Source organism: Nocardiopsis sp. Huas11, assembly GCF_003634495.1.
Classification (GTDB): domain Bacteria; phylum Actinomycetota; class Actinomycetes; order Streptosporangiales; family Streptosporangiaceae; genus Nocardiopsis.
On record NZ_RBKY01000001.1, the window covers coordinates 5,735,016 to 5,757,824 of the forward strand.

The following is a 22,809-nucleotide window of genomic DNA, read 5'->3' on the forward strand; positions in this document are numbered from 1 at the left end:
CACTAGGTGAGCGAGGTGTAGGCCACCACGCCCCGACGGACGATGTCGCACGCGCGGCGGGCGGTGGTGCGCACCTCGGAGTCGCCGGAGGCCCCGGCGATCTGGCTGAGCATGTCCACCAGCATCTTGGCCGTGCGCACGAAGTCGCCCGCCGGCATGTCGGCCTCGCGCAGGATCGCGTCGAGGCGGTCGCCGCGCGCCCAGCAGTGCGCCGTCCACACGAACCCCAGGTCGGGCTGGCGCAGGAAGGACACCCTGTGGCGCGACTCCACCTCGTGCAGCTCGCCCCACAGCCGCACCATCTCCGCCAGGGTCTCCTCGATCCGCCCGCCGGGCAGCCGGGGATAGGCGTCGTCGTTGCGGCGCGCCTCGTAGACCAGGGAGGCCACGCACGCGGCCAGCTCGGGCGGTGTCAGGTCCTTCCACACCCCCCGGCGCAGGCACTCGGCGACCAACAGGTCCAGTTCGGAGTAGACCTTGGCCAGCCGGCCGCCCTCCTCCGAGACCTCGTCCCCCGACAGGTAGTCCAGGTCCTCCAGCACCCCGCACACCCGGTCGAAGGTGCGCGAGATGACGTGCGAGCGCCCCTCCACCCGGCGGCGCAGGGCGTCGGTCTCCTTGGCCAGCCGGAAGTAGCGCTCGGCCCAACGGGCGTGGTCCTCGCGCTCGGCGCACCCGTGGCAGGGGTGCTCGCGCATCTGCGCCCGCAGCCGCTGCACCTCCGCGTCCTCGCCCTGACCGCGCGACCGGCGCTCGTAGGCCGGATCGGTGCCCTGCTCCTTGAGCTTGTTGCGCAGGGTCGAGGCCAGGTCCTGGCGCGAACGCGGGGAGCGCGCCGAGAACGACTTCGGGACCCGCATGCGCCCGGAGGCCTGCACCGGCACGGTGAAGTCGGTCGAGTTGATCCGCTTGACCTGCTTGTCCACCGTCAGCACCAGGGGCGCGGGCGGGTCGCTGCGCAGCCCCGGGTCCAGCACGACGGCGTGCCCGGAGAAGCGCCCCGAGGGGATGCGGATGATGTCACCGATGCGCAGCCGCTCCAGGGCCTCCAGGGCCTCGTCACGGCGCTGGATCGACCGGGTCCGCGACAGCACCGCCTCACGGTCGCTCAGGGCGCGGCGCAGCCCGGCGTACTCCATGAAGTCGCCCAGGTGGCACTCGGCGGCCTGCGCGTAGCCCGCGAGCGCCTCCTCGTGCTTGCGCAGCTGCTTGACCAGGCCCACCACTGCGCGGTCGGCCTGGAACTGGGCGAAGGACGCCTCCAGCATGTTCCGGCTGCGCCGGCGGCCGACCTGCCCGACCAGGTTCACCGCCATGTTGTACGACGGCTGGAAGCTGGAGTTGAGCGGGTAGGTGCGCGTTCCGGCCAGGCTGGCCACGGACTCGGGGTCGGTGCCGGCCTGCCACACCACCACGGCGTGGCCCTCCACGTCGATGCCGCGGCGCCCGGCCCGCCCGGTGAGCTGGGTGTACTCCCCCGGGGTGAGCTGGGCGTGGGTCTCGCCGTTCCACTTGTCCAGCTTCTCGATGACCACGGTGCGCGCGGGCATGTTGATGCCCAGCGCCAGGGTCTCGGTGGCGAACACCGCGCGGATGAGCCCGCGCGAGAACAGGTGCTCCACGACCTCCTTGAACGCGGGGAGCATGCCCGCGTGGTGCGCGGCCACCCCCGTCTCCAGGGCGCGCAGCCACCCGTCGAACCCCAGCACGGTGAGGTCCGCGGAGGGGATGTCGGCACACCGGGTCTCCGCGTACTCGCGGATCTCGGCGGCCTCCTCCGGTGAGGTCAGCACCAGGCCCGAGGCCAGGCACTGGCGGACGGCGTCGTCACAGCCGGCCCGGCTGAAGATGAAGGTGATGGCGGGCAGCAGGCCCTGGTCGTCGAGCTCCTCGATGACGGTGGGGCGCAGGGGCGGCGCGAACCGCGAACGGGGCCGCGGCTTGCCGCCCCGGGCCCGCGACTGGGGGTGGCGGCGCCGGTCGGCGAGCTGGGTGACCCGCGCGTCCTCCTCGGCGAACCGGGTCAGGCTCGGGTTGATGTGCAGCGTGCGCCCGCCGACCTCGATCTCGCGGGGCCGCACGCCGCCCTGACGGCGGCGTTCACGCTTGCGCTTGCCCTTGCGGCTTGCCGGCTCCTCCTCGTCGCCGCCGTCGGTCTCCTCCTGCATGTCCACGAACAGGTCGTGCATGCGGTGGCCGACCATCACGTGCTGCCAGAGCGGCACGGGCCGCTTCTCGTCGACGATGACGGTGGTGTCGCCGCGCACCTGCTGCAGCCACTCCCCGAACTCCTCGGCGTTGCTGACGGTGGCCGACAGGGCGACCATGCGCACCGACTCGGGCAGGTGGATGATCACCTCCTCCCACACCGCGCCGCGGAACCGGTCTGCGAGGTAGTGGACCTCGTCCATGACGACGTAGGCGAGCCCGCCCAGGGTCGACGAGCTCTCGTAGAGCATGTTGCGCAGCACCTCGGTGGTCATCACGACCACCGGCGCCTCGCCGTTGACGCTGTTGTCACCGGTCAGCAGGCCGACCTGGTCGGCGCCGTACCGGCTGACCAGGTCGTTGTACTTCTGGTTGGACAGCGCCTTGATGGGCGTGGTGTAGAAGCACTTGGTGCCCTGGCTCAGGGCCAGGTGCACGGCGAACTCGCCGACCACCGTCTTGCCGGAGCCGGTGGGGGCGGCCACCAGGACTCCGTGCCCCTTCTCCAGGGCCTTGCACGCCCGGACCTGGAAGGGGTCGAACTCGAACCCGTACAGGCCCTGGAAGGCCTCGATGGCGGCGCTGGAAGCGCCCTTGCGCCGACGGAAGGCGGCGTACCGCTCAGCGTGACTACTCATAGGCTTTCCAGGCTCTCAGATCTCATCACTGAGATCCTATGCGGGACGCGGTGCCCGACGGCGTGGCGAGCCCTAGGCGTCCAGCTCCACCAGCTCGACCGACTTGGGCACGACTTCGCACTCCAGCGGCGGTGCGCCCACGCGCTCGCCGTCGGCGTAGGCCGCGCCCGCCGCGCCGGAGATGGTGACGGTGCGGCCCCGCTCCACCACGACCTCGTCCAGGCTCGTGTGGCTGCCGTTGAACACGCGCGGGAACAATCGCAGGAACCGGCCCAGCGGCGCCTGGCGGGCGAAGACGACGTCGATCAATCCGTCGTCGGGGACGGCCGCCGGGCACACGTGCATGCCGCCGCCGTAGGCGCTGGTGTTGCCGACCGCGACCAGCATGCCCGGCTCGGCGATGCGGCGCCCGTCCACCGTGATCTCGAAGTCGATGGGGGTGAAGGCGCGCAGTTCGGCCAGGAGTCCCATGAGGTAGCCGGCGCGGCCGATCCCGAACCGGAAGGCGTTGACGCGCTCGTTGACGCGGGCGTCGAAGCCGCACGCGAGCACGCTGAGGTAGTGGCGCCGGGTGCCGTCGGCCAGCCGCAGGCGCACGCAGTCCACCGAGCGCACGCGCCCGGCCAGGATCGCCTCGGCGGCGCGGCGCGGCGACAGGCGGCGCGAGGAGAACGCGCGGTGGATGTCGTTGCCGGTGCCGGCGGGGATCACCGCCATCGGGACACCGCTGCCCACGACGGCCTGCAGGGCCTGGTGCACCAGCCCGTCGCCGCCCACCGCGACCAGGGCGTCGGGACGGTCCGCGACCGCCAGGCGGGCCAGCCGGCGGCTGTCCGCGGCCGAGTCGCCGCTGTAGACGAACACGCGGGCACCGGCCTCGCGCAGCGCTTCCTTCAGCCGCACCGCGGTGACCGCGGCGCGGCGCCGACCGGAGGCGGGGTTGACCAGGAGGGCGATGTGGGGGGTCATGAGATGGGGACCTTGCTCACCAACGGATTCGGGGACGTGCGGGCTCGCGGAGGCCACCCGCACTCCCCGCGCCCGGGGGCGCTTCAGGACAGGGCGTCCTGGCCCTGCTCCTGCTCGGCTTCCTCGCGCTGGCGGCGATGGTACTCCTCCATCGCCTCGGGCGTGTTCAGCGGGGAGGGCACCCAGGCGACGTCGACCTCGACCTCGCGGTTCTGGATGCGGCGCTCCTCCTCGGTGAGGTACTCCTCCGGGATGTCGAACTCCCCGTCGCGGGCGCCCAGGACGAAGGCCTCCCACTCCGCGGGGGTGAAGAACAGCGTGCCCTTTTCCGGGGCCTTGCCGTCACGGACGGCGCGGAAATCGTCGTCGAAGCGTGCCACCTCGACGACCGCCTCGGAGTCGTCCTTGGACAACGAGGAGCGCATCCACACCGCGTGGGTGGTGTCGTGCCACTTCTCGTTGCCCATCGCCTCAGGAGGGAGCTCCCGCTTGGCCTCGGACCGCTCACTCATCGTGCTTCCTCTTCCCAGTCACCGGACCGGCCCGGAGGCCGTCCTCCGGGCCCGTGGGCCGTACGGTCGCCCACTGCGCCCGACCCTAGCGGCTCCGCGGCTCGTCTCAGGTCCGCTTTCCGGTCTCCGCTTCGGTCTCGGAGTCGTCGAGCGGTGAGAGCTCGTCGTCGAGCTCGGAGATCTCGTCGTCGTCCAGGCCGGCGTAGGGGTCGTCGCGGCGCTTGCGGCGGTCGTTGAGGAAGGCGAACAGCTCGGCGACCTCAAACAGGACCACGAGCGGGACCGCCAGGGCCAGCATCGAGATGGGCTCGGCCGGGGTGATGATCGCCGCGACCGCGAACGAGGCGAAGATGATGACGCGGCGCCACTTGGCGATGGCCGCGTGCGGCAGGACGCCGGAGAGGTTGAGCAGGGCCACCAGGAGGGGCAGGACGAACCCGAGGCCGAACATGCCCATCATGACGACCATGTAGTCCAGGTACTCCCCGATGGTGAGGAACGTCAGCGCGTCCTCGGGCAGGAAGCCGAACAGCATGGTCAGGGCGAGGGCGGTGACGTAGTAGGCCAGGCACGCGCCGGCGACGAACAGCAGGCCGGCCAGCGGGGCGAAGATGTAGGCGTACTTCTTCTCGCGGCTGTGCAGGGCCGGGGCGACGAACGCCCACAGCTGGTAGAGCCAGAACGGCGCGGAGACCAGGGCGCCGACGAACGCCCACACCTTGAACGCGACGAAGAAGGCGTCGAAGGGGCCGGTGACGATGAGCGCGCAGCCGTCGGGGTCGACCGCCTCGGACTCGGGCAGCGAGCAGTAGGGCGCCTTGAGGATCTCCCAGACGATGTCGTAGACGAAGTAGCCGACCACAGCGCCGAGGGCCAGGGCGATCATCGCCTTGGTGAGGCGTCCGCGCAGCTCGCGCAGGTGCTCCATGAGCGGCATCCGGGCTTCTGGATTCTCCCGGCGTCGTGCCGTCATCGTGCCGTCACTTTCCTGTCTCCTCGGGGCCGCGTGCCAGGCGCGGCCACCCCCTGACGACCGTCCGGCGCGGCGCCCCTCGGCGCCGCGCCCCGGCGGTTCCTAGCGCCCCTGGTCGTCGGACACCGTCCGCGTCCGGGGGCGAGACGGCTCAGTTGCCGTAGGTGTGGCGGGTGGGCTCACCGGACTCGTGGACGATGCGCTGGCCGGCGGGCAGCTGGGGGTAACCCTGCTGCTGCTGGGGAGCGTCGGCGGGCGCGGAGGCCTGGGGTCCCTGCTGGCGGGCCTGCTGCTGCGGGGCCTCGTCCTCGGTGGTCTCGTTCTCATCCTCGACCAGGCCCTTGCTCTCGGCCTTGAGGATGCGCGCGCTGCGCCCGAGGGAGCGGGCCAGGTCCGGAAGCTTCTTGGCTCCGAAGAGCAGCAAGGCCAGGATCACCAGAATGGCGATGGTAGGTCCGTTAAAGGGTCCCATGGTTCAACCTCTCTCTGGGGCGCGACCAGGCGCCTTCGATGGTACGCGCATGCGTCGCGGGGCCGTCACGCCCCCGCACCGCTCCGGCGGACGCGCTCGCGCAGGGCGGCGCTGCTCGCCTGGTAGTCGCCCGACGTCCGGTTCACCTGCACGGACAGCGCGTGCGCGGCGCCGCGCACGCGCAGCGCGAGCACCCCGATGGCGGCTCCGGTCAGAACCACCACGAACAGGACAGCAAGGACAGTCACGAATTCACCATATCCCTTTCGTGATGACCTACACCCCACCCCCCGATGAACATGTCCGCCTCACTCCGGCGACGAAGTGGTCTCGACCAGGGGAACCGGCGTTTCGGCCGGTCGGTAGTGTTCCAGCGCCCGCAGGGCCTCGGCCCGCACCTCTTCGGCCAGGGCCGCCGGTGCCACCACCCGGCACTCCGGTCCCAGCCGCAACGCCAGCCGGGCGACCCAGGCCGGCGCGGGCGTGCGCAGGGTCGCACGGACGCCGCCCCCCTCGCGTTCGAGCACCGACTCGCAGGCGTAGTCCTCGGTCACCCAGCGCGCGGAGGGCTCCAGGTCCAGGGTGACCAGGGCGTCGCGGTCCGAGCGCTGCAGGACGCCCGCGGACAGGTCGCGGCGGCCCACCCCCTCGGGGACCTCGGCCGCGTAGGGCAGGACCGTGAGCTCCAGCACCCGGTCCAGACGGAACAGGCGCACGTCGTGGCGCAGACGGCAGTACCCCTCCAGGAACTGGTTGCCGTCCTGCACCACCAGCCCCATGGGGTCCACCTCGCGCTCGGTGACCTGGTCCAGGTAGCCCGACAGGTAGCGCAGGTGCAGCCGCTGGCCCGACTCCAGGGCGTCGGCGCAGCGGCGCTGGGTCTGGGCGACCTGCTCGTCCATGTCCATGCGGACCTGCACGGCGTCCACCAGGGAGCCCGCCGCGGCGCCGGCCGCGGCCCGCAACTTCTCGCCCACCCGTTTGAGGGCGCCGCCCTCCAGCCCCTCGGCCTCGGGCAGGGCCTCCAGCAGGGACACCCCCACCACGAGGCTGGCCGCCTCGTCGGCGGTCAGCCGCAGCGGCTGCGCCAGGGTGTCGGCGTTGCCGAGGATGATCTCCCCGGTCTCCCTGGCCGCGTCCAGGTCGACGTCGATGAGGTCGCCGGGGGTGTAGCCGGGCAGCCCGCACATCCACAGCAGGCCGAGGTCGGCCACCACCTGCTTCTCGCTGAGACCGAAGTGGCGGGCCACCTCCTCGACCCGCAGTTCGCGGCCCAGCGCGTAGGGCACGAGCATGAGCAGGCGGCGCAGCTGGTCGGAGGAGCGCGGGCCGCGGGCGGGCGCCACGGCCTCGTCGCGCACGACCGCGTCCTCGGGTTCGCCCGGCGCGACCTCGTGCTCGGTGGTGGCCGCCAGGTGGGCGGCCACCGCGGCGCGGGCGTCGGCGGGCTCGACCAGTGCGGCGCGCGAACCGAAGGAGGCCACCGCGCGCACCAGGTCCGGGGTGTCGACGTAGGGGTAGTTCAGGGTGTCCCACCCGCCACCGCCGCCGTCGCGCTCGCCGGGCACCACGCGCAGTGCGCGCCGGCGCAGTTCGTGCGCGGAGTCGGTGCGCACCCGCACGGTGGCCGCGCGCTCGGGTTCGGCCTTCTGGGTGGCCACCACCGACCGCAGGTCCACACCCTCGGGCACCCGCACGTCGGGGCCGCCGCGCAGCACGTCCACCTCGCCGCGCACGCGCCCGAGCCGGAAGACCCGGCGCGCACCGCGGCGGCGGTCGTGGCCGACCACGTACCAGTGGCCGTGCTGGTTGACGATGCCCCACGGCTCGATCTCGCGCCGCTCGGTCGTGACCTGGCCGGGCTTGCGGTAGTCGAAGGCGATGGGGCGCCGGTCGCGCACCGCCTGCCACACCGGACCGAACGAGGGCTCGTCGGTGCGCATGGCCGGGGTCAGGCCCGGGGCGGCCTCGGTGTCCACCGGGACACCGGCCGAGCGCAGCTTGAACAGGGCGTTGGCCGCCGCCTCGCCCAGCGAGGCGTGCCGCCAGGCGCGCGCGGCCAGGCCCAGGACCAGGGCCTCGTCGGGCAGGAGCTCGATCTCGGGCAGCTCGTAGTCGCTGCGGGAGATGCGGTAGCCCTCCTCGCCGCTGACCGCGTCTCCGGTCCCGACCTGGATGGGGATGCCGCTGTCGCGCAGCTCCCGCTTGTCCCGCTCGAACATGCGCTTGAACGCCGACTCCGACTCCGCCTCGGCGTAGCCCAGCACCGTCTGGCGGATCTCCTGCGCGGTCAGATGGCGACGCGTGGACAACAGACAGATGACCAGGTTCAGCTGGCGTTCCGTTTTCCTGCGCGACATCGCCCGCACCCTTCTCGACACTCGGTGGACGACCGGCCGGACACGCGAGGGCGCGTCGTCCCGACACCGGCTCAGCATCGAAGGTACCGTGCCCAGCATGATCCGGTGGCGCCGTGGAGAAGTCCGTCAGATCCTGCCCTCCTGGCCGGGGGTGCGCGTGTGCGAAGTGGACGTCCATCCACGCGGGGACGACGATCCCGCCCCGCGCCGGTGCCGCGCGCTGGCCTACCCCGACGTGGTGGGCGCCCCCGAGGTGGGCGACGGGGTCCTGCTCAACACCGGGGCCCTGGACCTGGGGCTGGGAACGGGCGGATACGCGCTGGTCGTGGCCGTGCCCGACCGCCTGCCGCCCGACCGCGAGGGCCCGGGGCACCTGGTCAAGGCCCGCTACACCCCGCTGCAGACCACGGTGCTGGGCACCGACGAACAGGACTCGCCCCACCACGGCCGGCTGCGCGCGGCGGCCGGAGTGGAGGGCATGCCCGCGGTGGTCGCCGACCTGCACTCGTCCCTGCCCGCGGTCGTGGCGGGGATCCGGTCCGAGGACCCCGACGCCCGGATCGCGTACGTCATGCTCGACGGCGGAGCCCTGCCCGCGGCGTTCTCGCAGCTCGTGGGGGCTCTGCGGCACGAGGGGCTGGTGTCGGGATGCGTGACCACCGGCCAGGCCTACGGTGGCGATCTGGAGGCCGTGACGGTGCACTCCGGGCTGCTGGCCGCCCGCCATGTGCTGCGCGCCGACGTGGCGGTGGTCTGCCAGGGGCCGGGCAACCTCGGCACCGGCACGCCCTGGGGGTTCTCCGGGGTGGCCTGCGGCGAGGCCGTCAACGCCGTCGGCGTCCTGGGCGGACGGCCGGTGGCCGCACTGCGGGTCAGTGAGGCCGACCGGCGCGAGCGCCACCGCGGGGTCTCCCACCACAGCCTGACGGCGTTCGGCCGGGTCGCCCTGACCAGGGCCGACGTGGTGGTGCCCGTCCTGCCCGGCCCCTTCGGCGAACTCGTACGCACCCAGACCGCCGCGCTGGGTCAGCGGCACGCCCTGGTCAACGTGGACGTGGCGGGGCTGGAGGACGCACTGCGCGCCCTGCCGGTGAAGGTCTCGACGATGGGGCGCGGCCTGGAGGAGGACCGGCCGGCGTTCCTGGCCGCCGCGGCCGCCGGACGGCACGCCGCCCGCCTGCTGCGGACACCGTGAGCACGGCAGGGCGATGGCGGCCGACCGGGCGGCCCGCCCCGGCCTGAGCGTTCGGACGCTCGCGCCGCCCACCCGCGCCCCGGGGCGCGGCCGTCGGCCGCGCCGCCGTGCGCCGACGGACGCCCACCGCGCTCAGGCGCGCAGCAGGCTCTCCGGACTGGGCGCCTGTCCGGGCACCGTCGCGCGCTGGGTGGCGTCGAGCATGTGCGTGGAGGGCGCGTCGAAGAACGCGCCGGGCCGGAACATGGCCAGTGAGCTCGGCTCGGCCCGCACCCCCTCGTCCACGCGCAGGGCGTCGGGCACGAACACCGTCCCGTCCCCGCAGGTCACTCCCCAGGCGCGGCCCTGGCCCGCGGCGACGACCTGGCCGGGCGCCCCGCCGGGCACGGACTCGTCGAGCCGGCCCGAGCACAGGGTGATCCGCGCGCTGCCGAACATCGCGAACGCGCCCGGGTAGGGATCGGCCAGCGCGCGCACCATGCGGTCCACGTCGCGACCGGGGGCGGTGAAGTCCAGGTGGCCGTCGCTGGGACGGCGGCGCGGCCACGACGACGCGTGTCCCGTCTGCCGGCGCCGCGGCGCCGTGCCGGCCAGGACGTCGTCCAGGTGGCGGACCAGCAGGTCGGACTGCATCCGCGCCACGGTGGCGTACAGGCAGGTCGCGGTCACGTCCGGAGCCAGGTCGAACCAGACCTGGTCGATGATGTCGCCGGTCTCGGGCTCGGACTCCAGGTGGAACAGCGTGACCGCACTGGCTCGGAAGCCGCGCAGGATCGTCCAGGTGATGGGCGCGCGCCCGCGTCCGACCGGCAGCGGCGTGGGGTGCAGGCCCACCGCGCCCAGCGGCAGGGCGGACAGGACCTGGTCGTGGACGATCTGCGACCAGCCCGCGACGACCATCAGGTCGATGCCGTGGGTGGCCAGGGCGTCACGGGCCTCGTCGGAGTTGATGTCGGCGACCCTCAGGTGCGGCAGGCCGTGGTGTCGGGTCACCGTCTCGTAGTCGGCGTATCCGGACCGGTGCGCGAGCTCCGCGGGGTAGGACAGCACCAGGCTCGGTGGCCTGCCCCGGGTGCACAGCTCCTCCAGGGCGGTGATGCCCAGGCTCAGCCCGGACACGTAGCAGTAGCGACGCCGTTCAGCCATGGGCTCCCCCTCGCTCCAGGACCGTTCGCCCCGACTCTACGCACCGGCCCCGGCGCGGCGCGGACCACCGGCGGCCCCGGGCGTGTCCCCGGCCCGAGGACGCCGAACGCCCGGCCGGGAGGACCCGGCCGGGCGTGGGAGGGTGCGCGGCGCGTGCTGCCCCGCGGTGGCTACTCCTCGGAGCCCTCCTCCGCGGCCTCCTCCTCGTCGGCCCCGTCGGAGGGCTCGGCGCTGGGGTCGGCTTCGGGCTCCTCGGCGGGCGGCGGGTTGTCGACCGCGCCCAGGATGTCGATCACGAAGACGAGGGTGCCCACGGGTCCGCCCATGGCCTCCTCCTCGGTCTCGCCATAGGCCATGTCGCCGGGGACGACCAGGAGCAGGCGGCTGCCGACGGTCTGGCCGACCATGCCCTCGTCCCAGCCCTCGATGACCGCGCCCGCGCCGATCGTGGTGTCGAACGGGTCGCCGGCCCGGCTCCACGTGGAGTCGAAGGGCTCGTGGCCGCCGTTCTCGTCGGCCTCCCAGCGCACACCCGTGTACTGGACGATGACCTGCTGGCCCTCCTCGACCTCGGCGCCGCCGCCCTCGATGAGCGGCTCGACGACCAGGTCCTCGGGCGGGTCGTTGTCGGAGATGGTGATCTCGGGCTCGCTGTGGCCCTCCTGGACCACCTCGGGGAGATCGCCGCCACCGTTCGAGGACTGCTCACCGGGCACGACCGCGCCCTTGTTGTAGCGGTCCATGACGTCCAGGACCAGGACGCTGGCGCCCTCGGGCGCCGGCTGCCCGGCGGCCTCGGCCTGGGTGCGCTCCTCCTCGGTCAGCGGCGGGAAGACGAACACCGCCCGGCTGCCGACCGGCTGGTTGACCAGCCCTTCGGTGATGTACTCGGGCATCTGCTCCATGCGGACGAGGTCGGGCGCGCCCGTCTCGTAGCTGGACTGGCCCTCCACCGGCTCGCCCTCACCCGGGGCGGTCCACTGGTACTGGGCGACGTTGGCGACGAGCAGGTCGTCGTTGCGCACCAGCTCGTCCTCGCCGGAGCCCTCGCTCACGATGCCGGAGAGCTCCTCGTCCGGGGGCTCGTTGTCCGGGAAGATGACCTCGGGTTCCTCCCCGACCTCACCGGCCACCTCGGGCAGGCGGGGATCGAGCTCGTCCTCGCCCATGCGGAGGAAGGCGGGGGTGCGCCACTCGTCTGGGATGGATCCACAGCTTGAGACCGCCAAGGCGATGGCGGTCAGTGGCACCGCGAGAGCGGCAGCACGTCGGTGCATGAGTCACAACCTCTGATTTCCGGCTCAGGACAGAGTCACACTACCGAAAAGAGGGAGTTCGGCCACCTCTGGCCATGCCCGGACGCCGCAGGGCACCACTCACCAACCCACCCGCCGCTCCGGAGGCCGCCGCACCAAGGGGACGGAGCCGGGGCCCTCACCCGCGGCGGACGGCCTCCGCCCGCCGCGATGGCGCCCGCCGCCCACCTTCGCCCCGAGGGGCGATACCGGTGGACGACGGGCGCGGGAGGATCACATTCCGGCGATGAGCTTCTCCACCCGCTCGTCCACCGACTTGAAGGGGTCCTTGCACAGCACCGTGCGCTGCGCCTGGTCGTTGAGCTTGAGGTGCACCCAGTCCACGGTGAAGTCGCGGCGCTGTTCCTGGGCGCGGCGGATGAACTCGCCGCGCAGCCGGGCCCGGGTCGTCTGCGGGGGCACCGACTTGGCCTCGAAGATCTTCAGGTCGTTGACCACCCGTTCCATCTGGCCGCGGTTCTGCATCAGGTAGAACAGGCCGCGGTCGCGGTGGATGTCGTGGTAGGTCAGGTCGAGCTGGGCCACCCGGGGCGAGGACAGGGACAGGTCGTGCTTGTCGCGGTAGCGCTCCAGCAGCTTGTACTTGGCCACCCAGTCGATCTCCCGGGAGACCAGGTCCAGGTTCTGGGTCTCCACCGCCTCCAGGGTGCGCTGCCACAGGTCCAGGACGCGCTTGCCCACGGCGTCGGTGCCGTGGCGGTCGACGTAGCCCTGGACCTTCTCCAGGTACTCGCGCTGGATCTCCAGGGCGCTGGCCTCGCGGCCGTTGGCCAGGCGCACCTTGCGCCGGCCGGTCATGTCGTGGCTGACCTCGCGGATGGCCCGGATGGGGTTCTCCAGGGTGTAGTCGCGCATGACCACCCCGGCCTCGATCATCCGCAGCACCAGGTCGGTCGAGCCCAGCTTGAGCAGTGTGGTGGTCTCGCTCATGTTGGAGTCGCCGACGATGACGTGCAGGCGGCGGAACCGCTCGGCGTCGGCGTGCGGCTCGTCGCGGGTGTTGATGATGGGACGCGAGCGCGTGGTCGCCGACGACACGCCCTCCCAGATGTGCTCGGCCCGCTGGCTGACGCAGAACAGGGCGCCGCGCGGGGTCTGCAGCACCTTGCCCGCTCCGCAGATGATCTGGCGGGTGACCAGGAAGGGGATGAGGACGTCGGCCAGGCGGCCGAACTCGCCGTGCCGGCCCACGAGGTAGTTCTCGTGGCAGCCGTAGGAGTTGCCCGCAGAGTCGGTGTTGTTCTTGAACAGGTAGATGTCGCCGGCGATGCCCTCCTCGTGCAGGCGCTGCTCGGCGTCGACCTGCAGCCCCTCCAGGATCCGCTCACCCGCCTTGTCGTGGGCCACCAGGTCCAGCAGGCTGTCGCACTCGGGGGTCGCGTACTCGGGGTGGCTGCCCACGTCCAGGTACAGGCGGGCTCCGTTGCGCAGGAAGACGTTGCTGCTGCGCCCCCAGGAGACCACCCGCCGGAACAGGTAGCGGGCCACCTCGTCGGGCGACAGCCTGCGCTGCCCCCGGAAGGTACACGTGACTCCGTACTCGTTCTCCAGCCCGAAGATCCGTCGTTCCACGCGGACTCACCAACTTCCCGTCACCGGGGTGCGGACGGCGGGGCCTCGCCGTCCACACCCTCGCCGCGCCGCGTCGCCACGGCGCATCGTGATCATTGTTCGCAGGTCACTCGTTGGCCTCGTCCTCGGTGGTCTCCCCGCCGCCGGAGGCGGTGCGGGCCGCCGCCTGGCCCTCCTCGATGAGGTCGGTCAGACGCCGCCCGTGGATGCGGCGGAACTTGCGGTGCGACCTGGAGCGCTCCAGCACGGCGACCTCCAGGTTGGCCGCCTCCAGTTCGCGTTCCTCCCCGTTCTCCCTGGCCAGGGCGTGGGTGGCCGTGTTGAGGGCCGCGCTGAGAGGGGCGTCGCCGGCGAAGCGGTCCTTCAGGACCGTTCCGACGTGGTCGGAGGAGCCGCCGACCGCCACGAAGCCCTGCTCGTCGACGATGGAGCCGTCGAAGGTGATGCGGTAGATCTCGTCGCCGTCGGCGGTGTCGCCGACCTCGGCGACGACGATCTCCACCTCCCACGGCTTGAGGCTCTCGCTGAAGACGGTGCCCAGGGTCTGGGCGTAGATGTTGGCGAGCTGGCGCCCGCTGACGTCGCGCCGGTCGTACTGGTAGCCGCGCACGTCGGCGAAGCGCACGCCCATCAGGCGCAGGTTCTCGAACTCGGGATAGCGGCCGACGGCGGCGAAGCCGATCCGGTCGTACAGTTCGCTGATCTTGTGCAGGGTGCGGGACATGTTGTCCGCCACCATGAGGATGCCACCCTCGTACTGCAGGACGACGGCACTGCGGCCGCGCGCGATGCCCTTGCGCGCGTAGTCCGCCTTGTCCTTCATCTGCTGTTCAGGGGCGACGTAGAACGGCATCGACACCGCGGATCGTTCCTTCGCTACTCGGGGAATGTCTGGAGTGGGGCGGGGGGCGCGGTCAGCTCAGGCTGGCCGTGGGTCCGTCGGGATCGGCGGCCCGTGCCTCGACCATCTCCGTGGCCAGCCGGGCGACGTCCTCGGCGGGGACCCGCCGGTGTCCGTCCTCGGTGATGACATCGATGAGCGGGAAGATCTTGCGGTGCAGGTCCGGCCCGCCCGTGGCGGAGTCGTCGTCGGCGGCGTCGTAGAGGGACTCCAGCGCCACCTTGATCGCGGTGGTCTCGTCCAGGTCGTCGCTGTAGAGCTTCTTGATCGAGCCCCTGGCGTAGACCGAGCCCGAGCCGATGGAGTGGTAGCGGTGCTCCTCGTAGCGCCCGCCGACCGCGTCGTAGCTGAACACCCGCCCCTGTGCGGTGTTCTCGTCGAATCCGACGAAGAGGGGGATCATCACGAATCCCTGCATCGCCAGGCCCAGGTTGCCCCGGACCATCTGCGCGAGCTTGTTCGCCTTACCCTCCAGGGTGAGCGAACGGCCCTCCATCTTCTCGTAGTGCTCGAGTTCGACCTGGTACAGGCGGGCCAGCTCGATGCCGAAGCCGGCCGAGCCGGCGATCGCCACGGCCGAGAACTCGTCGGTGCGGAACACCTTCTCCATGTCGCGGTTGGCGATGACGTTGCCCTGGGTGGCCCGGCGGTCGCCGGCCAGGAGCACTCCTCCGGGGAAGGTCAGGGCGACGATGGTCGTCGCGTCGGGAGTGAGGTGACCGCCGGCCGCACCGCCCTCGGGGAGCCTGTGCCCGGGCAGCATCTCCGGGTGGACCGAAGTGAGAAACTCCGTGAATGACGAGGTTCCCGCACTCATGAACGCGGCGGGCAACCGTCCGCCCTCGAACCCTGCGAACACGCGACTCCCTCCACTCGCGCCCCACCCCGGCATGGGGGCGGGTGGGACGCCTGTTGTACTTGCCTGCGACGACCGAGCCGTGCGCCCGGCCGTGGAATCGACCCTAGTCCTGTGCACAGCGGGGCTGGTGGCGCCCGTGTGCGCTCTCAGCGAACCGCCGGGGAAGCGGCTACTGTCCGCCCTTCTGCACGAACTGCCGCACGAAGTCCTCGGCGTTGCTCTCGAGCACGTCGTCGATCTCGTCGAGAATGTCGTCGACGTCCTCGTCCATCTGGTCCTTGCGTTCCTGCACGTCCGCCGCGGCCTCGGTCTCCTCGACCTCTTCGTCGCGGCGTGAGGCGTGCTTCTGACCGCCGGTGTCCTTCGTCGCCATCCTCGCTACCTCCCGTTCGGGGCTCTCGCCCTTATCTTGGCCCAACCACGAGCGGCTCAACCCACTTCCCGGAGCCCGATACTCGCAAGTTACCTCGGTCGGCCTCCCCTACCCCGCGCAGGAGGCCGCCGGCGGCCGGTTCCGCACGCTCACGCGCCGGCGTCGAGGCGCCCCCGCGGGCCGCCGGGTCCACGGCACCCGCGCGGCCGGCGGCCCGAGCGGCAGCCGATCCCCTGACCTCGGGTGTGACGGCTGCGTGTCCACGCGGTCACGATCGGCACCCGGTACCGGTGACCGCATCCGGCCACGAAGCCTCCCTTGCGCACACGCGGTGCTCTCACTCCGTCACTGCGCGCAGGCGATAACGCAAGGTCAACCGAGCGATGGCTACGAGTAGTCATCACCATTGGCCCAGTGACCCGACGACCCCACCTCGAACTGAATGGTTCTACTCAAAGCGGGTCTTTCGCCCCCCAAAGTGTCGACCTAAGGTGGTGAATCGTTTACCGGATGTATCGGTGAATATCGGGATCGATCAGAACTCGCTTCCGATAAGGGGACAGCGCCCCACCGGGCGATGCCCCCGTTCCCCCGCCAATCCCCCTTGGAGAGTAGGGATCAATGCGACCCTCCCCCGTTATCTCCGCCATCGGAACCGGCGCCCTGGCGTTCGGTCTCGCCCTCACTATGGCACCCGGAGCCCTCGCGGCACCGGCCGCCGCACCTCAGGCCCCCACCCCCGACGACAACGCCACCAGCATGCTGGAGGCGTTGGCCGCGGACCTCGACCTGTCCACCCCACAGGCAGAAGAGCTCCTTGAGGCGCAGGACGCGGCAATGGACGTCGACGCCGAGGCCACCGAGGCCGCGGGCGACGCCTACGGCGGCTCCCTGTTCGACATCGACACCCGTGAGCTCACCGTCCTGGTGACCGACGCCGACGCCGTCTCCGCGGTCGAGGCGACCGGCGCCGAGGCCACCGTCGTCGACCACGGCCTCGACGGACTCGACGAGGTCGTCGAGGACCTCAACGCCGCCGACGCCCAGGAGGGCGTCATGGGCTGGTACCCGGACGTCGAGAGCGACACCGTCGTCATCGAGGTCCTGGAGGGCTCCGGCGCCGACGTCGACGCCCTGGTCGACGCCGCGGGCGTGGACGCCTCCGACGTGCGCGTCGAGGAGGTGGCCGAGCAGGCGGAGACCTACGCGAACATCATCGGCGGTCTGGCCTACTACATGGGCGGCCGCTGCTCCGTGGGCTTCGCGGCCACCAACAGCTCCGGCCAGCCCGGGTTCGTCACCGCCGGCCACTGCGGCACGGTGGGCACCGGCGTCACCATCGGCAACGGCACCGGCACCTTCGAGCGCTCGGTCTTCCCCGGCAACGACGCCGCGTTCGTCCGCGGCACGTCCAACTTCACCCTCTACAACCTGGTCTCCCGCTACAACACCGGCGGCTACCAGTCCGTGACCGGTACCTCCCAGGCGCCGATCGGCTCGGCCGTGTGCCGCTCCGGTTCCACCACCGGGTGGCACTGCGGCACCATCCAGGCCCGCAACCAGACCGTCTCCTACCCGCAGGGCACCGTCCGCGCGCTCACCCGCACCAACGTGTGCGCCGAGCCCGGTGACTCCGGCGGCTCGTTCATCTCCGGCACGCAGGCCCAGGGCGTCACCTCCGGCGGCTCGGGCAACTGCTCCTCCGGCGGCACGACCTACTACCAGGAGGTCGCGCCGATGATCAGCTCGTGGGGTGTGAACATCCGCACGAGCTGACCCCGCCCCGCACCATCCCCCAGACGTCCCCGTCCGCGCCGCACGCGGGCGGGGACGTCCCCTGTCCAGGGGCGCGGCTGGGCTCAGCCGGCCCCGTGCACGACCTCGCCGTCCAGGACGGTCAGCCACGCGCCCACCGTGCGCAGCCGGTCGGGGTCCATCGCCTCCACGTCGGCGTCCAGCACCACCAGGTCGGCCAGGTGCCCCGGCCGCAGCGCCCCCAGGCGGTCCTCCACCCCGAGCGCGTGGGCGGCGTCGAGGGTGTGCGCGCGCAGCGCCTCGTGCAGGGTCACCGCCTGGTCCACCCCGATCTCCAGGCCCTCCCGCGTGGTACGGCACACCGCGTTGGCGACGGTGTCCATCGGGCGCAGGCTGGAGACGAAGGAGTCGCTGGAGAGCACGGGCCGCAGTCCCAGGTCGATCTCCTCGCGCATGGGCTGGAGCCGGTGCGCGCGCCCGCCCAGCCTGCGCAGGAAGTCGCCACCGCTGTCGTGCAGGAAGTTGGGCTGGTTGACCGGGATCACCCCGTAGTCGGTGAAGCGCTTGGTCTGCTCGGGAGTGGGGTGGCCGCAGTGCTCCACCCGCGGGCGCGCGTCCGGACCGGAGACCCTGGCGGCCGAGGCGATCGCGGCCAGGGTGTGCTCCATCGCGGCGTCGCCCTGGGTGTGGATCGCGACCTGCCAGCCCTCCCCCGCCGCCCGGGTGACCAGGTCCACCAACCGGTCCGGGTCGTGGTAGAGGCTGCCGGCGAACTCGCCGTGCTCTCCGTAGGGGACGGAGAACTTCGCGGTTCCGCCGAGCAGCGTGCCGTCGGAGTAGAACTTCATGCCGGTCAGGCGCAACCAGTCGTCACCGAAGGGACTGGCGAGCCCGGCGCTGGTGAGCGCGTCCAGCTGGTGCGACAGGGGCATGCCGAACGTGCGCAGCGGCAGCGTCCCCGCCGCGCGGGCGGCGCGGTACACGCGCAACTCGCGGGCGGAGACCTGGGGGTCGCACACCGTGGTGACGCCGGCCGACAGGTACGGTCCGGCCGCGTCGGAGAGCCAGCCCAGCAGCTGCTCCGCGGGAAGGTCGGTGTGGAAGTTGGGGCCGTGGCAGCCGATGTCCACCGCCAGCGGCAGCAGCAGCTCCATCGCCGAGTCCAGGACCATGCCCGTCAGCCGGCCCGCCTCGTCGCGCACGAACGAGCCCCCCGCCGGGTCGGTGATGTTCTCGGTGATCCCGCTCCAGGCCAGCGCCGCGGAGTTGACCACCGCCTGGTGGCCGGAGACGTGGTAGACGATCACCGGGTGCTCGTCGGTGGCCTCGTCCAGGTGGCGGCGGGTGGGCCGGCCGCCCGGGAACTTGGCGTCGTCCATGTGGAAGGCGCGGATCCACTGGCCCGCCGGGGTGCGGGCGGCCTCCTCGGCGATGACACGGGCCAGGTCGGCGGCGCTGCCCACCCGCGGGTAGCCCGCGTCCACGGCGGCCAGGGACTCGGCCGTGGACAGCAGGTGGTTGTGCGGGTCGATGAACCCGGGCAGGACGGTGCGGCCGCCCGCGTCCACCTCCACCGCCCCGGGCCCGGCCGCGGCGCGGGCCTGCTCGGCGGTCCCGGCGAGGCGTACCCGCCCCTCCCGCACGGCCACGGCGGTGGCTCGGGGATGGGCGTCGTCCATGGTCAGGACCTGGGCGTTGTGGATGAGCAGAGCGGACACGGGCGAGTTCTCCTCCTCGTGGCGGGTGCCGCCGGGGTGTCCGGCGGTCGGGGAAAGGTCTCAGGCGGCGAGCAGGTCGGCGTCGCGGTGGCGCGGTGCCCTGCGCAGGCACACGATGCTCACCAGCGCCATGGCCACCAGGAGCCCGACGACGGGCAGGATGCTGCCGGTCGCGGCGAACAGCGCCGTGCAGACCAGCGGCGAGAGCCCGCCGAACAGGGCGCCGGCGACCTGGTAGGCGATGGAGATCGCCGTGTAGCGCACCCGCGGCGGGTACATCTGGGCGAGCACGCGGGCGATCGGCCCGTAGACGGTGGCCATCGCCAGGCGCATCACGCACAGCATGAGCAGGATCAGCGCGGTGCTGCCCGTCGACATGACCAGGAACTGCGGCAACGCCAGCACGGCCACGGCCACCAGTCCCACGGTGACCACGCGCACGGTGCCGAAGCGGTCGCCCAGCCACGACACCCCCAGGGTGGCGACCAGCTCCACGAACGCGGCCAGGGTCAGGCCGTTGAGGATGACCTGCTCACTGATGCCGACCTCGGTGACCCCGTAGGCCTGGAGGAACGTGGTCACGATGTAGTAGCCGCCCACCGCGACCGGCAGGACGCCGATCCCCAGCAGCAGCGAACGCCACGAGGTGCGCACCGCCTCGCGCACGGGCAGGCCCGCGGGCTCGCCGGGCCCCTCCTGGGCGGCGGCGAAGACCGGTGACTCCTCCACCTTCAGACGGATGAGCAGGCCCACCAGCACCAGGACGATCGAGGCCAGGAACGGCAGGCGCCAGCCCCAGGTGTAGAGCAGTTCGGCGTCCCAGGCGGTGATGAGCCCGAAGGAGCCGGTCGCGAGCAGGGCGCCCGCGGGGTTCCCGAGCTGGGCGAAGGAGCCGTAGAAGGTCTTGTGCCTCTCCGGCGCGTGCTCCACGGCCATCAGCACGGCGCCGCCCCACTCGCCGCCCACGGCGATGCCCTGCACGAAGCGCAGGACGACCAGGAGCAGCGGGGCGACGAAGCCGATCTGTTCGTAGGTGGGCAGCAGTCCGACGCAGAACGTGGCCGTGCCCATCATGAGCAGCGTGACGACCAGGGCCGACCTGCGGCCCAGCCGGTCGCCGAAGTGCCCGAAGACGATGCCGCCGAGCGGTCGGGCGAAGAAGCCGACCGAGAAGGTCGCGAACGACGCCATCAGGCCGACCGCGGGGTCGACGCCCGCGGGGAAGAACACCGTCGCGAACACCAGGCTCGCGGCGGTGGCGTAGATGTAGAAGTCGAACCATTCGATGGTCGTACCGACGAAGGCCGCCGTCGCCGCCCGCGCGGGGTGCGCGGACGTGAGGGATGTGCGGTGGGTCATGGGTCCTCCGTTCGTGGCTCCCGGCCACGGCTGTGATGGTGAGACGGTAGCCACCGCCCGGTGCCGCGTGCAGGGCCGGACCGCACATGGCACCCTGTGATCGATGTGCACAGTGCACAAGGTGGGGAGGCCGCCGTGATCACCCTTCGCGACATCACCGGCGCACCGGACCTGGAGGTCCGCGCGGTGGCGGGCCGCAGCGGACTCGACCGGCCGATCCGCTGGGCGCACGTGACCGAACTGCACGACCCGGTGCACTGGCTCCGGGGCGGCGAACTCGTCCTGACCGCGGGGATCGGCCTCGGCGACACCGCCGCCGACCAGCGCGCCTACGTCCGCCGCCTGCACGACGCCGGATGCGTCGGCCTGGGCGTGGCCCTGGACGACCCCCGCGACACGGTCCCGCCCGCCGTGGTCGCCGAGGGCGACAGCCTGGGCCTGCCCGTCCTCAGCGTGGAGGGCGAGACCCCCTTCATCGCCGTGGTCGAGGCCGTGGCGGCCCACCACGCCGCCGAGCGCGGCAGGGCCCAGAGCCGTGTGCTCAGCGCGCAGGACGCCATGGCCCGCGCCGCCCTGCGCTCGGGCCCGACCGGGGTCGTGACCACCCTCGCCGCCTCGACCGGGGGCCGGTCACTGCTGCTGGACCGCACCGGCGTGACCAGCGCCGCCTCCCCGGCCGCCGAGCAGCCCTGGCACCGGCTCGTGCGCACCACGGTGGCCGGCGCCGCCCGCCATCCGCGGGGGATGGCGGTACTCGACCACGAGGGGGCGACGGTCCTGCTCCAGACGCTGGGACCGGCCGGGCGGACCCTGGGCTGGCTGGCCCTGTCCTGCGACTTCGAGGTCACCCCGCACACCAGGATGCTCGCCAACCACGCCGCGTCCCTGCTCGCGGTGGACCTGCTGCACTCACGCGACACCCGGCGCGCCCTGCACCGCCAGCGCGCGCCCCACCTGGCCGCGGCGGTCGCCGGCCGCGCCGCGCCGCCGCTCACCCTGCCCGACCCTCCCTGGGAGGTGGTGTGCCTGCCGTGCGAGGACCCCCGGGCCCTGGTGGACGAGGCCGCCGACGCCCTGTCCGACGTGCTCGGCGCCACCGACGCGGCCGAACGCGCGGGGTTGTGCGCGCTGGCCGACGCGGTCGTGGCCGTCCTGCCCGCCGGAGGGGGACCACACGCGGGAGGACGCCTGCTGCGCGCGCTCGCGCAGGCGCCGAACGGACCCCGGGGCGCGGGCGCCTGTGGAGCACGCGCGGTCGCCGACCTGCCCTCGGCGCTGTCCCGCGCCCGTCAGGCGGCCTCGGAGGGGTACAGCCACTGCGACGAGTCCGACGCGTGGGGCCTGTTGCGCTCCGCGGTCCCGCCGGAGGGGGCACGGGCCTTCACCGACTCCGTGCTGGGACCCCTGCGCGAGCATGACAACCGCCACGGCACCGACCTCGCGCACGTGCTGCTGCACTACCTCGACCACGGGGCACAGGTCGAGGCCGCCGCCCGTGACCTGGGGGTGCACCGCAACACACTGCGGTCCCGGCTCCGCACGGCCGAACGCGTCCTGGGCCGCTCCCTGGACGCCCCGCGCACCCGCCTGGAGCTGTGGACGGCGCTGAGCCTGACCCCCATGCCCTGCCAGGGCCGGAGCTGGCACACCTGACCCCCGGGAACATTCGCACGGTGACTCGTGTCACAGGGGTATGGAACCTCGGACCCAGGGCCGACCGCCCCCGAGAAGTCCGCGCCGCCGGCTCACCTTCGTCCTGGCGGCGACACTGGCCGTGCTCCTGGCCGCGGCCGCGGGCACCGCGCTGGCCTTCACCCTCTCGCCCCTGTGGACACGGCCGTCCCAGGTGGCGGTCCAGGAGCCCGAACGGCCCCCGGAACAGGAGGGGCCCTCGGAACAGGAGGAGCCCTCGCCCTCCCGTCCGCCCGCCACCGATCCGCCCACCGCGAGCGACACCGCCGAGGCGGTCCCCGAGTCGGTGCCGCCGGAGGCCTACACCGGCGCGAGCACCCGCGTGGGCACTCTGCGGCTCGACGTGGAGCGGTGCTACACCGACACCCACATCACCGACGGGTTCGCGTTCGAGGACGACGCACCCGAGGGCATGGAGTTCCACATCTTCCGACTCACCGTGACCAACGAGGGCAACGCTCCGACGACCTTCGACACCGCGGGGACCACCGGGACGACCACCGAGGGCCGCATCCTGCACAACGACCCCGACGCGGAGTTCACCGTGGCCTGGGACTACTTCTGGAACGACATCGAACCGGGCACCTCCGTGACGTCCTACGTCCTGTTCACCGCGCCCACCGGGACGGAGTTCGCCGAGGTCCTGGTCTCCGGCGAAGGGCTCCTCGAACCCGACCGGTGACCCGCGCACCCCTGCCGGAGCGCGCTACGCGGGCGCTCCGGGCCCGTCGGCCCCCGTCAGCCGGTGCGCCACCCTGAGCTCGGTGAGGTAGCGGGCGCGGGCGCCCCCG

At 72.5% G+C, this 22,809-nt stretch carries 19 protein-coding genes; 4 read left to right on the forward strand and 15 right to left on the reverse strand.

Features of this window, described 5'->3' with window-relative positions; all coding sequences use genetic code 11:
- Positions 1-2: 2 nt before the first annotated feature.
- From DFP74_RS25945 to DFP74_RS25975, 7 genes are all read right to left on the reverse strand, one after another.
- Complete coding sequence (locus tag DFP74_RS25945; RefSeq protein WP_121185609.1) at positions 3-2,846, reverse strand: RNA helicase; 2,844 nt, start codon at positions 2,844-2,846, stop codon at positions 3-5.
- A gap of 72 nt (positions 2,847-2,918) precedes the next feature.
- The gene (locus DFP74_RS25950; protein ID WP_121185611.1) at positions 2,919-3,815 is read right to left on the reverse strand and encodes a diacylglycerol kinase family protein; all 897 of its coding nucleotides are present in this window, start codon (positions 3,813-3,815) and stop codon (positions 2,919-2,921) included.
- A gap of 83 nt (positions 3,816-3,898) precedes the next feature.
- Positions 3,899-4,327 carry a DUF397 domain-containing protein gene (locus DFP74_RS25955; RefSeq protein ID WP_121185613.1) on the reverse strand — a complete coding sequence of 143 codons (429 nt, stop codon included), beginning with the start codon at positions 4,325-4,327 and terminating at the stop codon, positions 3,899-3,901.
- A 106-nt stretch (positions 4,328-4,433) separates the two neighbouring features.
- Positions 4,434-5,264: a twin-arginine translocase subunit TatC gene (gene tatC, locus DFP74_RS25960; RefSeq protein ID WP_121185615.1), complete on the reverse strand. Its 831-nt coding sequence runs from the start codon at positions 5,262-5,264 to the stop codon at positions 4,434-4,436.
- Positions 5,265-5,451: 187 nt separating this feature from the next.
- Positions 5,452-5,772, reverse strand: coding sequence for a Sec-independent protein translocase subunit TatA (tatA, locus tag DFP74_RS25965; RefSeq protein WP_121185617.1), 321 nt, complete (start codon positions 5,770-5,772; stop codon positions 5,452-5,454).
- 65 nt (positions 5,773-5,837) lie between these two features.
- Positions 5,838-6,020, reverse strand: a complete 183-nt coding sequence (locus DFP74_RS25970; RefSeq protein WP_121185619.1) for a hypothetical protein — start codon at positions 6,018-6,020, stop codon at positions 5,838-5,840.
- Positions 6,021-6,080: 60 nt separating this feature from the next.
- Positions 6,081-8,132, reverse strand: coding sequence for a YafY family protein (locus DFP74_RS25975; RefSeq protein WP_121185621.1), 2,052 nt, complete (start codon positions 8,130-8,132; stop codon positions 6,081-6,083).
- 97 nt (positions 8,133-8,229) lie between these two features.
- On the opposite strand from DFP74_RS25975, the gene DFP74_RS25980 reads away from it, so the two are divergent.
- On the forward strand, positions 8,230-9,327 hold the full coding sequence (locus DFP74_RS25980) for a DUF3866 family protein (protein ID WP_121188524.1): 1,098 nt from the start codon (positions 8,230-8,232) through the stop codon (positions 9,325-9,327).
- A gap of 132 nt (positions 9,328-9,459) precedes the next feature.
- On the opposite strand, the gene DFP74_RS25985 is transcribed toward DFP74_RS25980, so the two are convergent.
- The 6 genes from DFP74_RS25985 to DFP74_RS26010 form a co-directional block, all read right to left on the reverse strand.
- On the reverse strand, positions 9,460-10,473 hold the full coding sequence (locus tag DFP74_RS25985; protein ID WP_121185623.1) for a methionyl-tRNA formyltransferase: 1,014 nt from the start codon (positions 10,471-10,473) through the stop codon (positions 9,460-9,462).
- A 170-nt stretch (positions 10,474-10,643) separates the two neighbouring features.
- A complete protein-coding gene (locus DFP74_RS25990) occupies positions 10,644-11,750 on the reverse strand; it encodes an FKBP-type peptidyl-prolyl cis-trans isomerase (RefSeq protein ID WP_121185625.1) in 1,107 nt (368 codons plus the stop codon).
- 252 nt (positions 11,751-12,002) lie between these two features.
- A complete protein-coding gene (gene pafA, locus DFP74_RS25995; protein ID WP_121185627.1) occupies positions 12,003-13,361 on the reverse strand; it encodes a Pup--protein ligase in 1,359 nt (452 codons plus the stop codon).
- A gap of 106 nt (positions 13,362-13,467) precedes the next feature.
- A complete protein-coding gene (prcA, locus tag DFP74_RS26000) occupies positions 13,468-14,220 on the reverse strand; it encodes a proteasome subunit alpha (protein WP_121185629.1) in 753 nt (250 codons plus the stop codon).
- Between the two features lie 55 nt (positions 14,221-14,275).
- Complete coding sequence (prcB, locus tag DFP74_RS26005) at positions 14,276-15,154, reverse strand: proteasome subunit beta (protein WP_199725784.1); 879 nt, start codon at positions 15,152-15,154, stop codon at positions 14,276-14,278.
- A 136-nt stretch (positions 15,155-15,290) separates the two neighbouring features.
- Positions 15,291-15,494 (reverse strand): ubiquitin-like protein Pup, encoded by a 204-nt coding sequence (locus DFP74_RS26010; protein ID WP_121185633.1) that lies wholly within the window; start codon positions 15,492-15,494, stop codon positions 15,291-15,293.
- 621 nt (positions 15,495-16,115) lie between these two features.
- Here DFP74_RS26010 and DFP74_RS26015 point away from each other — a divergent pair.
- Positions 16,116-17,270, forward strand: a complete 1,155-nt coding sequence (locus tag DFP74_RS26015) for a S1 family peptidase (protein ID WP_121185635.1) — start codon at positions 16,116-16,118, stop codon at positions 17,268-17,270.
- Between the two features lie 83 nt (positions 17,271-17,353).
- On the opposite strand, the gene DFP74_RS26020 is transcribed toward DFP74_RS26015, so the two are convergent.
- Together DFP74_RS26020 and DFP74_RS26025 are read right to left on the reverse strand one after the other, a co-directional pair.
- A complete protein-coding gene (locus tag DFP74_RS26020) occupies positions 17,354-18,967 on the reverse strand; it encodes an amidohydrolase (RefSeq protein ID WP_121185637.1) in 1,614 nt (537 codons plus the stop codon).
- Positions 18,968-19,027: 60 nt separating this feature from the next.
- Entirely contained in the window at positions 19,028-20,326 is a 1,299-nt protein-coding gene (locus DFP74_RS26025; RefSeq protein WP_121185639.1) for an MFS transporter, read from the reverse strand.
- 135 nt (positions 20,327-20,461) lie between these two features.
- On the opposite strand from DFP74_RS26025, the gene DFP74_RS26030 reads away from it, so the two are divergent.
- Entirely contained in the window at positions 20,462-21,979 is a 1,518-nt protein-coding gene (locus DFP74_RS26030) for a PucR family transcriptional regulator (protein WP_121185641.1), read from the forward strand.
- 40 nt (positions 21,980-22,019) lie between these two features.
- Positions 22,020-22,700 carry a DUF4352 domain-containing protein gene (locus DFP74_RS26035; protein ID WP_121185643.1) on the forward strand — a complete coding sequence of 227 codons (681 nt, stop codon included), beginning with the start codon at positions 22,020-22,022 and terminating at the stop codon, positions 22,698-22,700.
- The last annotated feature ends 109 nt before the right edge of the window (positions 22,701-22,809 follow it).